Source organism: Streptomyces thermocarboxydus, assembly GCF_024760485.1.
GTDB classification, from domain to species: domain Bacteria; phylum Actinomycetota; class Actinomycetes; order Streptomycetales; family Streptomycetaceae; genus Streptomyces; species Streptomyces cellulosae.
This window is the reverse complement of record NZ_CP058273.1, coordinates 2,362,926-2,378,008: the sequence shown is the minus strand read 5'-3', so window position 1 is coordinate 2,378,008 and position 15,083 is coordinate 2,362,926. Positions and strand designations below refer to the sequence as shown.

The 15,083-nt window shown below is 70.1% G+C and carries 13 protein-coding genes and 2 tRNA genes; 12 read left to right on the top strand and 3 right to left on the bottom strand.

All coding sequences use genetic code 11. The features are described 5' to 3' along the window. Positions 1-508 precede the first annotated feature (508 nt). A complete protein-coding gene (locus AY578_RS10985; protein WP_024887528.1) occupies positions 509-703 on the top strand; it encodes a hypothetical protein in 195 nt (64 codons plus the stop codon). Positions 704-821: 118 nt separating this feature from the next. Beyond that, positions 822-1,337: a hypothetical protein gene (locus AY578_RS10980; RefSeq protein WP_240318811.1), complete on the top strand. Its 516-nt coding sequence runs from the start codon at positions 822-824 to the stop codon at positions 1,335-1,337. A gap of 74 nt (positions 1,338-1,411) precedes the next feature. Here AY578_RS10980 and AY578_RS10975 read toward each other — a convergent pair. Next, positions 1,412-1,482, bottom strand: a tRNA-Gly gene (locus tag AY578_RS10975). 166 nt (positions 1,483-1,648) lie between these two features. Between AY578_RS10975 and AY578_RS10970 the strand changes: the two genes are divergently transcribed. The 5 genes from AY578_RS10970 (at position 1,649) to clpX (ending at position 6,468) form a co-directional block, all read left to right on the top strand. Then, positions 1,649-1,725: transfer RNA gene (locus AY578_RS10970), tRNA-Pro, on the top strand. A 164-nt stretch (positions 1,726-1,889) separates the two neighbouring features. Beyond that, positions 1,890-3,275 carry a trigger factor gene (gene tig, locus AY578_RS10965; RefSeq protein WP_168713481.1) on the top strand — a complete coding sequence of 462 codons (1,386 nt, stop codon included), beginning with the start codon at positions 1,890-1,892 and terminating at the stop codon, positions 3,273-3,275. A 301-nt stretch (positions 3,276-3,576) separates the two neighbouring features. Beyond that, on the top strand, positions 3,577-4,182 hold the full coding sequence (locus tag AY578_RS10960) for an ATP-dependent Clp protease proteolytic subunit (protein WP_006133589.1): 606 nt from the start codon (positions 3,577-3,579) through the stop codon (positions 4,180-4,182). 108 nt (positions 4,183-4,290) lie between these two features. Further along, positions 4,291-4,998, top strand: coding sequence for an ATP-dependent Clp protease proteolytic subunit (locus AY578_RS10955; RefSeq protein WP_006133588.1), 708 nt, complete (start codon positions 4,291-4,293; stop codon positions 4,996-4,998). A gap of 183 nt (positions 4,999-5,181) precedes the next feature. Continuing rightward, a complete protein-coding gene (gene clpX, locus AY578_RS10950; RefSeq protein WP_019527658.1) occupies positions 5,182-6,468 on the top strand; it encodes an ATP-dependent Clp protease ATP-binding subunit ClpX in 1,287 nt (428 codons plus the stop codon). A gap of 90 nt (positions 6,469-6,558) precedes the next feature. Here clpX and AY578_RS10945 read toward each other — a convergent pair whose 3' ends face one another. Both AY578_RS10945 and AY578_RS10940 read right to left on the bottom strand, forming a co-directional pair. After that, positions 6,559-7,506 carry a hypothetical protein gene (locus tag AY578_RS10945; RefSeq protein ID WP_019527659.1) on the bottom strand — a complete coding sequence of 316 codons (948 nt, stop codon included), beginning with the start codon at positions 7,504-7,506 and terminating at the stop codon, positions 6,559-6,561. Between the two features lie 37 nt (positions 7,507-7,543). Next, positions 7,544-8,542 carry a hypothetical protein gene (locus tag AY578_RS10940; protein ID WP_215048876.1) on the bottom strand — a complete coding sequence of 333 codons (999 nt, stop codon included), beginning with the start codon at positions 8,540-8,542 and terminating at the stop codon, positions 7,544-7,546. Positions 8,543-8,678: 136 nt separating this feature from the next. Between AY578_RS10940 and AY578_RS10935 the strand changes: the two genes are divergently transcribed. The 5 genes from AY578_RS10935 (at position 8,679) to ndk (ending at position 14,891) form a co-directional block, all read left to right on the top strand. After that, complete coding sequence (locus tag AY578_RS10935; protein WP_028961130.1) at positions 8,679-11,303, top strand: valine--tRNA ligase; 2,625 nt, start codon at positions 8,679-8,681, stop codon at positions 11,301-11,303. 143 nt (positions 11,304-11,446) lie between these two features. Continuing rightward, positions 11,447-12,481, top strand: a complete 1,035-nt coding sequence (locus tag AY578_RS10930) for an acyltransferase family protein (protein ID WP_258902307.1) — start codon at positions 11,447-11,449, stop codon at positions 12,479-12,481. A 54-nt stretch (positions 12,482-12,535) separates the two neighbouring features. Beyond that, complete coding sequence (gene folC, locus AY578_RS10925) at positions 12,536-14,056, top strand: bifunctional tetrahydrofolate synthase/dihydrofolate synthase (RefSeq protein WP_026244251.1); 1,521 nt, start codon at positions 12,536-12,538, stop codon at positions 14,054-14,056. Positions 14,057-14,062: 6 nt separating this feature from the next. Then, positions 14,063-14,413, top strand: coding sequence for a DUF4233 domain-containing protein (locus AY578_RS10920; RefSeq protein ID WP_019527664.1), 351 nt, complete (start codon positions 14,063-14,065; stop codon positions 14,411-14,413). Positions 14,414-14,477: 64 nt separating this feature from the next. Further along, positions 14,478-14,891, top strand: a complete 414-nt coding sequence (gene ndk / locus AY578_RS10915) for a nucleoside-diphosphate kinase (protein WP_019527665.1) — start codon at positions 14,478-14,480, stop codon at positions 14,889-14,891. Positions 14,892-15,083 lie beyond the last annotated feature (192 nt).

Sequence of the window (15,083 nt, the reverse complement as noted above, 5' to 3'; positions counted from 1 at the left end):
TTCCTGGTTATCGCCTTCGAGTACCCCGGAATCGCCAATGCGCGCATGCTGTGGGCGTGATGGGCAACACAAGTGAAGAGATGCCGTGTTGTCGTCGTGTCGCCCCTCACACCGGCCGTTCTTGTCAGGATTGTTCCGGATCAATCCGGTCATGGGGGCGGGTGACGACTGGCGGTGACATGTCCCCTTGTCGGGGTGGAATACGGGTTATTCGAATCGCCTGCGAACACCGTGTGAGGGTGCGGAGAAGGTGGCGTCCGCAAGTCCTGCGTAAGCACCGGAAGGCCGCCCCGTTACCCGTGCGGGTGTTCTCTCGAATTACCGTGCGACAAACAGGTATTGCCTCTCCGGGTCCGGTACGGCGGTCACGGCGGCGGGATCTTGGCGTGGACGATGTGTCAGCGGCCGGTTAGGGCGGGCGTGTTGGTGGCACGATGGTTCTGGCGGGGTGCGCGGGGATGCGTCGCCCGGGCCGGCGAAGCCGAACCGACCAAGGGTGTGATCAGTTGTGGCCATTTCACTGTCAGTGGTGCTGCTGTTGGCGATCATCCTGGTGGTGCTGCTGAGAGGTGGCTCCATCAAGGCCGGGCCGGCGATCGTCGCCGTCCTCTTCGGCTTCTTCCTCGCCTCGACGGGCATGGCCGACGACATCCAGCGCTTCCTGGACTCGATAGCCGACATGATCAACTCCATCAGCTTCTGACCCCGCCCGTCGACATGCCTCGGGGCCGGCCCGGAGACCTCCGGGCCGGCCCCGAGGCATGTCGGTGAATCGAACCTATGATTGCCGCACACAGTCGGCTGCGGAGGGGGAGCGGGACGTGAGTCAGGAGCGGGACCGGCGCATGCGGCGCGCGAGGCTGCTCGGCGCGGTCGGCACGGCGGTACCGGTGACCGTGGCGCTGGTGTTCGGCCTGAGGGTCGAGGGCGGCCTGCCGTGGTGGGCGGTAGCGGTCTGCGCCGTGCCGGCGGCCGCGTTCGCCGGATGGTCGGGGGCCGGTATCGGCGGCATCCGCGGCTCGCGGGACGAGGTCCTGGAACCGGGGGAGAGGGTGGTGGGTGTCTACACCGTCAAGCCCCCGTACCGGGAACACCTCCCGCCCGACGCGCACGAGGGTCCGCAGTACGCGCTGCGTGTGACCACGCGCAGCCTGGAGATGTGGGAGCGCGGCGTGCTGCTGTGGCGCCACCCGCTGACGGATCTGCGCCTGCTCACCGAGGGACCGCGGCTGCGGGTCCACCACCACGACGGGCGGGAGGCCGGGACGATGATCCTGGAGCCGTCGTACGCGGCGCAGGAGGTACGGCTCGCCGCCAGGCGGTGCGGGGCCGCCTGAGGCCCGGCCCGGAGGTACGACGAAGGCCCAGGGAGCGGGTGCACACCCTCTCACCTGGGCCTTCGGCCGTTCAGAGCGGGCGACGGGAATCGAACCCGCGTAGCCAGTTTGGAAGACTGGGGCTCTACCATTGAGCTACGCCCGCACGGTGCGCGCCGCGCGTCCGTGACCGCGGCACCGACAGGCATCGTAGCGGGTCGTACGCCCTCGCCGCACACCCCGTGTCCGGCCGGTCGCCGGGCGCCGCCCCGGGGGCCGTAAAGGCGGCGGACCTTTCGCCCGCGTGCATGTACCCTACGGATCGCACCAGACGGGGTGTGGCGCAGCTTGGTAGCGCGTCCGCTTTGGGAGCGGAAGGCCGTGGGTTCAAATCCCGCCACCCCGACCAGCCACCTGCTCACCATCGGTGATCGCCTTTTGGGTGCCGCAGCCGCTGCCGTTACTATGCAAGCTGCACGCCCGTGTGTCTCTGAAAGTCCTCCGGGCGGCGAATCGGCCGGACCGCTCTGGTCCCGGCAGAACCCGAGAAGTCAGCCACAAGGAGACCGAACCGTGAAGAGCGCCGTGGAGACCCTGAACCCGACCCGGGTTCGGCTCACTGTCGAGGTGCCCTTCGAGGAGCTCAAGGACAGCCTCGACGCGGCGTACAAGAAGATCAACCAGCAGGTCACGGTGAAGGGCTTCCGTAAGGGCAAGGTCCCGGCCCGGGTCATCGACCAGCGCTTCGGCCGTGGTGCGGTCCTGGAGGAGGCGGTCAACGACGCCCTCCCGAAGTTCTACACCGACGCCGTGAACGAGGCCGAGCTGAGCCCCTTGGGCCAGCCCGAGGTCGACATCACGGAGCTGAAGGACGGCGAGACGCTCAACTTCACCGCCGAGGTCGACATCCGCCCGGCCATCGAGATCCCGGACTACTCCGGCATCGAGGTCGAGGTGGACGCCGTCGAGGTCACCGACGAGGACGTGGAGAAGTCGGTGGAGCAGCTCCGTGAGCGCTTCGCCTCCACGACCCCGGTCGAGCGGGCCGCCGAGGACGGCGACGTGGTCACCATCGACCTGGAGGCCAAGGTCGACGGAGAGGTCCTCGAGGACGGCGTCGCCAGCGGCGTCTCCTACACGATCGGCTCCGGTGAGCTGCTGGACGGTATCGACGACGCCGTGAAGGGCCTGGAGGCCGGTGGCGAGGCCACCTTCACCTCCGAGCTGAAGGGCGGCTCGGCGGCCGGCAAGGAGGCCGAGGTCACCGTCAAGGTCACCCAGGTCGCCAAGCGTGAGCTGCCCGAGCTGGACGACGAGTTCGCCCAGCTCGCCTCCGAGTTCGACACCCTCGAGGAGCTGAAGGCGGACAGCCGCAAGCGCCTCGAGAACATGAAGCAGTACGACCAGGCCACGCAGGCCCAGGAGCGCGTCCTGGACAAGCTGCTCGAGCTGGTCGAGGTGCCCGTCCCCGAGAAGCTGCTCGAGGACGAGATCAACACCCGTAAGCACAACCTCGAGCACCACCAGCTGGGCCAGATGGGCCTGGACCTCGCGAAGTACCTGGAGATCCAGGGCAAGACCGAGGAGGAGTTCGAGAACGAGACCCGCGAGGCCGCGATCAAGGGCATCAAGACCCAGTTCGTGCTCGACGAGCTCGTGAAGCAGGAGAAGCTCAACGTCAACCAGGAGGAGCTCACCGAGCACCTCATGCGGCGTGCGGCCTCCTCCGGCATGTCCCCCGACCAGTTCGCGCAGGCGGTCGTCGAGCAGGGCCAGGTCCCGCTGCTCGTCGGCGAGGTCGCCCGCGGCAAGGCGCTGGCCGTCGTGGTCGAGAAGGCCACGGTCAAGGACACCAACGGCGAGATCGTCGACCTCGAGGACGAGGAGGACGAGGCCGCCGAGGCCGAGACCTCCGAGGCCTCCGCCGAGGAGAAGACCGAGGAGAAGACCGAGGGCTGAGCCCCGGCAAGGTGAACATCGAGAAGGCCCCGGGGCGACGAGCCCCGGGGCCTTCTCGCCACCGGGGGACGGGGAACACCCCCAGGGGCGCGGGGAACCGCGTGAGCGACCACGACGGACCCGCACCCGACTACGCCCCCGGCGAACACTCCCATCTCCGGGATTCCCCGAAGGGACCCGCGCGTTAGGGTCCATGAATACCAGGGCAGTGGAGTCTCCGATACGGCTCCCGCCCCGCAGGGAACACGTGAGACGGCCCGGCGCCGTCGTAAGACGAGCAGGTGGATACGTGACGAATCTGATGCCTTCAGCCGCCGGCGAGCCTTCCATCGGTGGTGGCCTCGGCGACCAGGTCTACAACCGGCTGCTCGGCGAGCGGATCATCTTCCTCGGCCAGCCGGTCGACGACGACATCGCGAACAAGATCACCGCACAGCTGCTGCTCCTTGCCTCGGACCCCGACAAGGACATCTACCTCTACATCAACAGCCCCGGCGGTTCGATCACGGCCGGCATGGCGATCTACGACACCATGCAGTACATCAAGAACGACGTGGTGACGATCGCCATGGGTCTCGCGGCGTCCATGGGGCAGTTCCTGCTCAGCGCGGGCACGCCCGGCAAGCGCTTCGCGCTGCCGAACGCCGAGATCCTGATCCACCAGCCCTCCGCAGGTCTCGCCGGCTCCGCCTCGGACATCAAGATCCACGCCGAGCGGCTGCTGCACACCAAGCGGCGCATGGCCGAGCTCACCGCCCAGCACACGGGCCAGACGGTCGAGCAGATCACCCGTGACTCGGACCGTGACCGCTGGTTCGACGCCTTCGAGGCCAAGGAGTACGGCCTCATCGACGACGTGATCGCCACGGCCGCCGGCATGCCGGGCGGCGGCGGCACCGGGGCCTGAGCGGCCTTGCGAGGCTCCACGAGCCCCGTAGGACCCCGCCCGGGCCCGTGAGAGCCCGGGGCCCCCAGCAGCCCCAGCCGACCGCCTCAGCCCCTTTCAGGAGACACCGTGAACGCATTCCCCGGCAGCGGGATCTACGACCGTATGCAGGCCGTGCAGGACATGACCGGCTCGCAGGGCCGCTACACCGGTCCGCAGGCCGAGTCCCGTTACGTCATCCCGCGCTTCGTCGAGCGCACCTCCCAGGGCATCCGCGAGTACGACCCGTACGCGAAGCTCTTCGAGGAGCGTGTGATCTTCCTCGGCGTGCAGATCGACGACGCCTCCGCCAACGACGTCATGGCGCAGCTGCTGTGCCTGGAGTCGATGGACCCCGACCGTGACATCTCGGTCTACATCAACAGCCCCGGCGGCTCCTTCACCGCGCTCACCGCGATCTACGACACGATGCAGTACGTGAAGCCGGACATCCAGACGGTGTGCATGGGCCAGGCCGCCTCCGCCGCCGCCGTCCTGCTCGCCGCCGGCACGCCCGGCAAGCGCATGGCGCTGCCGAACGCCCGGGTGCTGATCCACCAGCCGTACAGCGAGACGGGCCGCGGCCAGGTCTCCGACCTGGAGATCGCCGCCAACGAGATCCTCCGCATGCGGACGCAGCTGGAGGAGATGCTGGCCAAGCACTCCACCCGTCCGATCGAGAAGATCCGCGAGGACATCGAGCGCGACAAGATCCTCACGGCCGAGGACGCGCTGGAGTACGGCCTGATCGACCAGATCATCACCACCCGGAAGATGGACAACTCCAGCCTGCGCTGAGGCACGGCTGGGGTGTAACGTCTGCCGCCCCTTGGCACGGTTTGGCACGGTCCACGTCAAAGTGAACCGTGCCAAGGGGGGCCCGAACGGGGGGCCAGGCAAGGTACCGTCGGACATAAGGCAGCACCAGGAGCCGCCGGACATGGACGTCCGGTCGTCTCCCAGGCGAAGGGGAAGCACACCGTGGCACGCATCGGTGACGGCGGCGATCTGCTCAAGTGCTCGTTCTGCGGCAAGAGCCAGAAGCAGGTCAAGAAGCTCATCGCAGGGCCCGGTGTGTACATCTGCGACGAGTGCATCGACCTCTGCAACGAGATCATCGAGGAGGAGCTCGCCGAGACCAGCGAGGTCCGCTGGGAGGAGCTCCCCAAGCCCCGCGAGATCTACGAGTTCCTCGAGGGGTACGTGGTGGGCCAGGAGGCGGCCAAGAAGGCGCTCTCCGTGGCGGTCTACAACCACTACAAGCGCGTCCAGGCCGGGGAGAACGGCGGCGCCCAGGGCCGTGACGACGCCATCGAGCTGGCGAAGTCCAACATCCTGCTGCTGGGCCCCACGGGCTCCGGCAAGACCCTGCTGGCGCAGACCCTGGCCCGCATGCTGAACGTCCCCTTCGCGATCGCCGACGCCACGGCGCTCACCGAGGCCGGCTACGTCGGCGAGGACGTCGAGAACATCCTGCTCAAACTGATCCAGGCGGCCGACTACGACGTCAAGAAGGCCGAGACCGGGATCATCTACATCGACGAGATCGACAAGGTCGCCCGAAAGAGCGAAAACCCGTCGATCACCCGGGACGTGAGCGGCGAGGGCGTGCAGCAGGCGCTGCTGAAGATCCTCGAGGGCACCACCGCCTCCGTGCCGCCGCAGGGCGGACGCAAGCACCCGCACCAGGAGTTCATCCAGATCGACACGACGAACGTGCTGTTCATCGTGGGCGGCGCCTTCGCCGGTCTGGAGAAGATCATCGAGGGCCGGGCGGGCGCCAAGGGCATCGGCTTCGGCGCGACGATCCGCTCCAAGCGGGAGATGGAGTCCAAGGACCAGTTCGAGGAGGTCATGCCGGAGGACCTGGTCAAGTTCGGCATGATCCCCGAGTTCATCGGCCGTCTCCCCGTCATCACCAGCGTGCACAACCTCGACCGCGAGGCGCTGCTGCAGATCCTCGTCGAGCCGCGCAACGCGCTGGTGAAGCAGTACCAGCGCCTGTTCGAACTCGACGGTGTGGAGCTGGACTTCGAGCGTGAGGCGCTGGAGGCCATCGCCGACCAGGCGATCCTGCGCCAGACCGGCGCCCGCGGCCTGCGCGCCATCATGGAGGAGGTCCTGCAGGGCGTGATGTACGAGGTGCCGTCCCGCAAGGACGTGGCCCGCGTGGTCATCACCGCGGACGTGGTCCTCTCCAACGTCAACCCGACGCTCATCCCGCGCGACTCGCGCGGCCGCGGCTCGGGCGAGCAGAAGACGGCGTAAGCCCCCAGGCCCGCAGGCATTCAGGCCCCCGGCACACGGAGAGGGCGTCCGGCGCGATCGCGCCGGACGCCCTCTCCGTATGTTCAGCCGTTACTTGGCGACCCGCACGTCCTTGCGCACGTCGGCGGCCATCCCCGCGGACTCGTCGAGCGAGTACTGCTTGGCGGTGGCGGTCGGCTCGACCACGGCGAGCGTGCTGTAGTCGGCCCACACGCACATGAAGGTCGTCTGGTCCTTCTTGGTCACCGGGTGCTGGGTTTTTGCCTCCTGGCACTTCATCACCGCGCCGTCCAGCCCGTCCGGCGACACCGACTTGGGCTCGCCGACCAGCGTGACCTTCTCGTCGTCGGTGCTCTTGTGCATCTGCGTGAACATCACGTCGAGGGCCTTCTCCGGGTCCGCGACCTTGCCGTAGACGCCGAAGTAGGTGATGTTCTCCGCGGTCTGCAGCTTCGCCAGGTCCGCCGGGTCCTCGGGGTTCAGCTCGGTGAGGTCGGCGGTGGAGTAGACGGCGCCGACCGAGGTGGCGTCGGTCACCCCGGCCTTCGCCAGGTCCTTCTCGTCGCTGGAGCTGGCCGACTCCTCCTGGGCCGGGCCCTGGCGGTCGTACTTGTCCGCGAGGACCGACGCCGGCGCGGTCAGCTTGTGCGGGCCGTCGTCCTCCAGGCCGCCGCTGCCGCCGGTGCCGCCGAACAGGAAGTACGCGCCCACGCCGATGGCCGCGACGACCGCGACGGAGCCGATGATGATCCCCGCCTTCTTGCCGCCGCTGCCGCCGGAGGCCGGGGGCTGGGGCGGCATGCCGTACTGCGGCTGCTGGCCGTAGGGCGGCTGCTGCGGCGGGACACCGGGGTGCCCGGGCTGCTGCGGGTAGCCGTAACCGGGCTGGCCGGGCGGGGGCGCCTGCTGGGGGTAGCCGTAGCCGGGCTGCGGCTGGGGCGGGGTCTGCGGCTGCTGGCCGTACGGCCCCGGCTGCTGGCCGTACGGCCCGGGCTGCTGTGGCTGCCCGCCGTACGGGCCCGGCTGGTTGAAGCTCATGACTGGGTTCCCCCTCGTGTTCGCTGCTGCGGTGCCGTCAGACCTTGACGCGGATCTGCTCGCGGAGCTTGGTGGTGAGGTCGACCGCCGTGTCCTTGCCCACCCCCGTGCCGGCGTTGTCGCCGGGCGAGACCATGGCGACCGTGCTGTGGTCGGCCCAGGCGCAGAACCAGTCCGTCGACTCCTTCTTGGTGAGCGCGTTGGTGCTCTTCGTCGACTGGCACTTGGCCACCGTACCGGCGATCTCCACCTCTTCGGGCTCGCCGACGAGCTCCGCGTTCTCCATGCCCCCGGTGTTCTGCTCGGAGTTCTTCTCCACCGAGTCCTGGATGTTGGCGAAGAACTTGTCCAGCGTCTTTTGAGGGTCGGCGATCTCGCCGTAACCGCCCACCATGGTGATGCCCTTGGCGGTCAGCAGCTCCGACTGGTCGGGGAAGTCGCCCGCGGTGCTGGGGTCGGCCGGGTCGTAGTTCCCGAAGTCGGCGGTGGACCACTGGCCGAGGATCGCGGTGCCGTTCTTGACCCCGCTCTTCTCCATGTCCTTCGCGGTGTCGGAGTCGCTCTCCTCGGAGCCGTCGCCGAACCGCTGGTACTCGTCGAGCACGGTCTTCGGGACGGTCAGCTTGTGCGGGCCGTCGTCCGTCAGCCCGGCCGCCGTGCCGCCGCCGTCGCCGCCGCCCACGAGGAAGTAGGCGCCGACACCGATGGCCGTGACGACCGCGAGGGCGCCGACGACGATCGCGGCCACCTTGCCGCCGCCACCGCCGGAGGCCGGGGGCTGGGGAGGCATGCCGTACTGGGGCTGTCCGTACGGAGGCTGCTGTCCGTACTGCGGCTGGCCGTAGGGGGGCTGCTGCGGCGGCACACCCGGGTGCTGCTGCGGGTAGCCGTAGCCGGGCTGCGCGGGCGGGGGCGTCTGGGGGTAGCCGTAGCCGGGCTGCGGGGTCTGCGGCTGTCCGCCGTACGGTCCCTGCTGTCCGTAAGGGCCGGGCTGCTGCGGCTGCCCGCCGTACGGCCCCGGCTGGTGGTGACTCATGACTCGGTTCCCCTCGAGACGCTCAACTTCTGCTGACATCCTGGCTCAGAGACAACGACTCCAGACCGGCGGGGGTCGCACCGTTACAAACGAAACGCGTTTCGGGACACCGCCGTGACGGCTCTAAACTGAGCGCGTGACCGACAACGCTCAGCAGCAGCCACCAGCGCCCACGACCGAACTGCCGACCCAGTACGCGCCGGCCGACGTAGAGGGGCCGCTGTACGAGCGCTGGGTGGAGCGGGGTTACTTCGAGGCGGACGAGAAGAGCGACAAGCCTCCGTACACGATCGTCATCCCTCCGCCGAACGTCACCGGCAGCCTGCACCTGGGCCACGCCTTCGAGCACACGCTGATCGACGCGCTCACCCGCCGCAAGCGCATGCAGGGCTACGAGACGCTCTGGCAGCCCGGCATGGACCACGCCGGCATCGCCACGCAGAACGTCGTCGAGCGGGAGCTCGCCAAGGAGGGCAAGTCCCGCCACGACCTGGGCCGCGAGGCGTTCGTCGAGCGCGTCTGGAAGTGGAAGGCCGAGTCCGGCGGCCAGATCAGCGGTCAGATGCGCCGCCTCGGAGACGGCGTCGCCTGGTCGCGTGAGCGCTTCACCATGGACGAGGGCCTGTCCAAGGCCGTCCAGACGATCTTCAAGCGGCTCTACGACGACGAGCTGATCTACCGCGCCGAGCGCATCATCAACTGGTGCCCGCGCTGTCTGACCGCGATCTCCGACATCGAGGTCGAGTACCAGGACGACGACGGCGAGCTCGTCTCCATGAAGTACGGCGAGGGGGACGACACCATCGTCGTCGCCACGACCCGCGCGGAGACGATGCTCGGCGACACCGCCGTCGCGGTCCACCCCGAGGACGAGCGCTACAAGCACCTCGTCGGCAAGCTCATCAAGCTGCCGCTGACCGACCGCTCCATCCCGGTCGTCGCGGACGAGCACGTCGACCCCGAGTTCGGCACCGGCGCCGTCAAGGTGACGCCCGCGCACGACCCGAACGACTTCGAGATCGGCCAGCGCCACGACCTGCCCGCCATCGCCGTGATGGACGAGCACGCCGTCATCACCGCGCACGGCCCCTTCCAGGGCCTGGACCGCCTCGAGGCCCGCTCCGCCATCGTCGCCGCGCTGCGCGCCGAGGGCCGGATCGTCGCCGAGAAGCGCCCCTACGTCCACTCCGTCGGCCACTGCTCGCGCTGCAAGACCACCATCGAGCCGCGCCTGTCCATGCAGTGGTGGGTCAAGGTCGGCCCGCTCGCCAAGGCCGCCGGTGACGCGGTCCGCGACGGCAAGGTCAAGATCCACCCGCAGGAGATGGAGAAGCGGTACTTCGACTGGGTCGACAACCTCCACGACTGGTGCATCTCGCGCCAGCTCTGGTGGGGCCACCGCATCCCCGTCTGGTACGGGCCGAACGGCGAGGTCGTCTGCGTCGGCCCCGACGAGGAGCCGCCGAGCGGCGAGGGCTGGCGCCAGGACTCCGACGTCCTCGACACCTGGTTCTCCTCCGGACTGTGGCCCTTCTCCACTCTGGGCTGGCCCGAGCAGACCGAGTCGCTCGCGAAGTTCTACCCGAACTCCGTCCTGGTCACCGGCTACGACATCCTCTTCTTCTGGGTCGCGCGGATGATGATGTTCGGCCTCTACGCCATGGACGGCACCCCGCCGTTCCACACCATCGCCCTGCACGGCATGGTCCGTGACCAGAACGGCAAGAAGATGTCCAAGTCCTTCGGGAACGTGGTCAACCCGCTGGACTGGATGGACAAGTACGGCTCCGACGCGCTCCGCTTCACCCTGGCGCGCGGCGCCAACCCGGGCGTCGACGTCCCGATCGGCGAGGACTGGGTCCAGGGCTCCCGGAACTTCGCCAACAAGATCTGGAACGCCACGCGCTTCGCGCTGATGAACGGCGCCACGGTCGAGGGCCCGCTGCCGGACGCGTCGACGATGTCGCCGACCGACCGCTGGATCCTGTCCCGGCTGAACTCGGTGGTCGCCGAGGTCGACGCGTTCTACGACGACTACCAGTTCGCGAAGCTGTCGGACGCGCTGTTCCACTTCGCCTGGGACGAGGTCTTCGACTGGTACGTCGAGCTGTCCAAGACGACGTTCCAGGCGGGCGGCGAGCCGGCCGAGGTCAGCAAGCGCGTCCTCGGCGAGGTCCTCGACGTCACGCTGCGGCTGCTGCACCCGGTCGTCCCGTTCGTCACCGAGACGCTGTGGACGACGCTGACCGGCGGCGAGTCCGTCGTCATCGCCGACTGGCCGGCCGACAGCGGCTTCCGCGACGAGGCCGCCGAGCGGGAGATCGGGACGCTCCAGTCGCTGATCACCGAGGTCCGCCGGTTCCGCGCCGACCAGGGCCTCCAGCCCGGCCAGCGGGTCCCGGCCCGGCTCACGCTGGAGGGCACCGCCCTCGCCGCGCACGAGCCGGCCATCCGCCAGCTGCTGCGCCTCCAGCCGGAGGGCGACTCCTTCACCGCGACCGCGACCCTGCCCGTCGCCGGTGTCGAGGTCGCGCTGGACCTGTCCGGCGTGATCGACGTCGCCGCCGAGCGCAAGCGGCTCGCCAAGGACCTCGCCGCCGCCGAGAAGGAGCAGGCCCAGGCGACGGCGAAGCTCGGCAACGAGGCGTTCCTGGCGAAGGCCCCGGACCACGTGGTCGACAAGATCCGCACGCGGCTCGCCAAGGCGGAGGAGGACATCGTCCGCATCCGCACCCAGCTCGAGCGGCTGCCCCAGGCCTGACCTCAGGCCCACGGCCGACACGGCCCCCGACCGGTACGCACCGGCCGGGGGCCGTTCACGTGGTGGTGGGGACCCCGTAACCCGGGAGAGGGAACCTGCGGACCCGCCCACCGCAGAACCCCGCCGCCAGGAGCACCCCGCCGATGTCCTCTCCCGCGTCCCCCGCCGCGGCGCCGGAAGCCCCAGACCGCACCCCCGGCCGGGAGCGGCGGTACGACATCGACCTGCTGCGCGTGCTGTGCACCGCCGCCGTCGTCCTGGTGCACGCCTCCGCAGAGTTCATCGACGCGGGCCACCGCACCACCGGCATCCTCGGCGACACGGCCGGACGGTTCGCGGTGCCGGTGTTCTTCGCCATGGCCGGCTGGGCCGCGCTGTCCGGCGCTCCCGTGGGCGACGAGTCCCGGCTGCTGTCCCGGCTCGGCCGGATCCTGCGCCCGATGGCCGTGTGGACCGCCCTGTACCTGCTGTGCGCGTACCTCGCCGGTGAGAGCGGCGTCGGCACGGAGGCGGCGAGCGCCCTCTTCGGCTCCGTCGAGGCGGCCTTCCACCTCTGGTACCTGTACGCCTACGTCCCCCTGCTCCTGCTGCTCGGCGTCCTGGTGCTGGTGGTGCGGCGGCGCGCCCTGCCCCTCAAGGCCCTGGCGCTGCTCGTCGCCCTCGCCGTCGCCCCCGCGCTCGCCGGGGACGTGCGCGAGGTCACCGGCTGGGCCCCGCCCGACTGGGGATGGTCGCTGCCGCTGTCCACCCTCGTCTACGCGGTGGCCGGCGCGGCCCTGCTCGCCGCCCCGCGCCTCGGCCCCCGCGCGCTGTGGGCCGCGGGCGCGGCCGTCGCGTTCGCCGCCCTCGCCGTGTACCAGCTCACGGTGCGCCACCCCGCGGCGTACGGGGGCGTGGCCGTGGCCGCCGTGACGTTCGCGGTGCTCGGCACGGTGGCCGGGGTGCGGGTGCCGGAGCGGGTGCGGCCGCTGGTGGCGCGGCTGTCGGACGCGTCGTTCGGGACGTACCTGGTGCATCTGCTGTGGGTGCGGCTGCTGGTGGGGCCGGTCGCCGGGCGGCTGCCGGACGGGCCCTGGGCGCCGGCCGCGCTGGCCGTGACCGCGGTGGCGGCGGCCGCTGCGTCCTTCGCCGTGAGCGTGCTGTGGGGGCGTCCTGCCTGGAGGAAGTGGCTCGGCTGACGCCGCGCCGGGGTGTGCGGGGGACCACCCGCGCGGCTCCGTAGACTGGGGAACGTGAGCGAGCGCCCAGATTCAGCAGGTCCCGACCCGGACGACACCTTTGACGAGTTCGCGGAGCTCGTGGAGGAGGAGACCCGCCGCGACCCCGACCTCGCGGTGATCGAGGCCGGCAGCCGTACGCTGCGCACCCAGGGCGGCCCGCCGCAGGCGGACGTCCCGGCGCGCCCCGCCGACCCCGAGGTCGACAAGGCCCTGCGCGAGGTGGAGGCGGAGCTCGCCACCCGCTGGGGCGAGACCAAGCTCGAGCCCTCGGTGGACCGGATCTCCGCCCTGATGGACGTCCTGGGCGAGCCGCAGCGCTCGTACCCGTCGATCCACATCACCGGCACCAACGGCAAGACCTCCACCGCCCGCATGATCGAGGCGCTGCTCGGCGCCTTCGACCTGCGCACCGGCCGTTACACCTCCCCGCACGTCCAGTCCGTCACCGAGCGGATCAGCCTCGACGGCGCGCCCGTCTCCGCCGAGCGGTTCATCGAGACGTACCGCGACGTCAAGCCGTACGTGGAGATGGTCGACGCCTCCCAGGAGTACCGGCTGTCCTTCTTCGAGGTGCTGACCGGCATGGCGTACGCCGCCTTCGCCGACGCGCCCGTGGACGTGGCCGTCGTCGAGGTCGGCATGGGCGGCACCTGGGACGCGACGAACGTCATCGACGCCGGCGTCGCCGTGGTGACCCCGATCGACCTGGACCACACCGACCGGCTCGGCGGCTCGCCCGCGGAGATCGCCGGTGAGAAGTCCGGCGTCATCAAGCCGCAGGCCACCGTCGTCATGGCGCAGCAGCCGGTGGACGCGGCGCAGGTGCTGCTGAAGAAGGCCGTCGAGCTGGACGCCACCGTGGCCCGCGAGGGCCTGGAGTTCGGCGTCCTGGACCGGCAGGTCGCCGTCGGCGGCCAGCTGATGACGCTGCGCGGGCTGGGCGGCGAGTACACCGAGGTGTTCCTGCCGCTGCACGGCGCCCACCAGGCGCACAACGCGGCGGTCGCCCTCGCCGCCGTCGAGGCGTTCTTCGGCGTCGGCGCCCAGCGGGTGCAGCCGCTCGACATCGACACCGTGCGGCGGGCGTTCGCCTCCGTGGCCTCGCCGGGCCGTATGGAGGTCGTGCGCCGTTCCCCGACCGTCGTGCTGGACGCCGCGCACAACCCGGCGGGCGCGCGGGCCGCTGCCGCCACGATCGGCGAGGCCTTCCAGTTCAGCCGCCTGATCGGCGTGGTCGGCGCGAGCGGCGACAAGAACGTGCGCGAACTGCTGGAGGCGTTCGAGCCGGTCTTCGCCGAGGTCGTCGTCACCCAGAACTCCAGCCACCGCGCGATGGACGCGGACCAGCTCGCCGCGATCGCCGTGGAGGTGTTCGGGGAGGAGCGCGTGCAGGTCGAGCCGCGGCTGCCGGACGCCCTGGAGGCCGCGATCACGCTCGCGGAGGAGGAGGGCGAGTTCGCCGGGGGCGGTGTGCTCGTCACCGGTTCCGTCATCACGGTCGGCGAGGCCCGGCTGCTCCTGGGGAAGGGCTGACATCCCGTGCGTACGCTCTGTTCCTCGACGCTGATCGGCGAGTTCTTCGTCATCGGGTTCGCCGGTCTCGTCGCCATGAAGCAGCCCGACCTGTCGACCGGCACGGTGTGGACGGTCTGCGGCGTCGCGATGTTCCTGTCCGTGGCGCTGTGCGGGATGGTCGGCCGGCCGGGCGGGGTCGCCCTCGGGTGGGCGCTGCAGATCGCGCTCATCGCCTCCGGCGTGTTCGTCCCCATGATGTTCTTCATGGGCGCCGTGTTCGCGCTGCTGTGGTGGGCGTCGGTGCACTTCGGGCGAAAGGTGGACGAGGCGAAGGCCCGTTTCGCGGCACAGGCGGAACAGCCCGACGCTGCGTGACGAGCCGTCCGACACGCCCGGTAATCTCGGTGCCCCGCACCATTTGACCCACAAGGAGCCCGCAGTGAGCCAGCGCACCCTCGTCCTCCTCAAGCCCGACGCCGTCCGTCGTGGCCTGACCGGCGAGATCATCAGCCGCATCGAGCGCAAGGCCGGCTGGAGGATCACCGCGCTGGAGCTGCGCACGCTGGACCAGGACACGCTGGAGCAGCACTACGGCGAGCACAAGGGCAAGCCCTTCTACGAGCCGCTGGTGGAGTTCATGGCGTCCGGCCCGGTCGTCGCGATGATCGTCGAGGGCGAGCGGGTCATCGAGGGCCTGCGCCAGCTGGCCGGCCCGACCGACCCGATCGCCGCCGCCCCGGGCTCGATCCGCGGCGACTACGGCGTGATCGTGCGGGAGAACCTGATCCACGCGTCCGACTCGGAGGAGTCCTCCGCGCGCGAGATCAAGATCTTCTTCCCGGGCCGCGCCTGAGCGCTTCCCGGTGCGCGCCGGTCGCGGCTGTGACCGGCGCGCTTTCCCTTTTCACGGTGACCCGGTGCGGCCGTGCGGACACGCCCGGGCGTCGGCACGCGCGGGCGTGTCGTCGCGACGAAATCCGCGCATAACGATCACGTCGCGGACGCACCCCGGGTATTTGTCGCACCACGCATGGTCTGAGAGCTT

Excerpts from the sequence above, each read along its gene's own strand:
- AY578_RS10960 (WP_006133589.1), top strand. The coding sequence starts at position 3,577 with ATGCCTTCAGCCGCCGGCGAGCCTTCCATCGGTGGTGGCCTCGGCGAC.
- AY578_RS10945 (WP_019527659.1), bottom strand. The coding sequence starts at position 7,506 with ATGAGCTTCAACCAGCCGGGCCCGTACGGCGGGCAGCCACAGCAGCCC.
- AY578_RS10940 (WP_215048876.1), bottom strand. The coding sequence starts at position 8,542 with ATGAGTCACCACCAGCCGGGGCCGTACGGCGGGCAGCCGCAGCAGCCC.
- AY578_RS10930 (WP_258902307.1), top strand. The coding sequence starts at position 11,447 with ATGTCCTCTCCCGCGTCCCCCGCCGCGGCGCCGGAAGCCCCAGACCGC.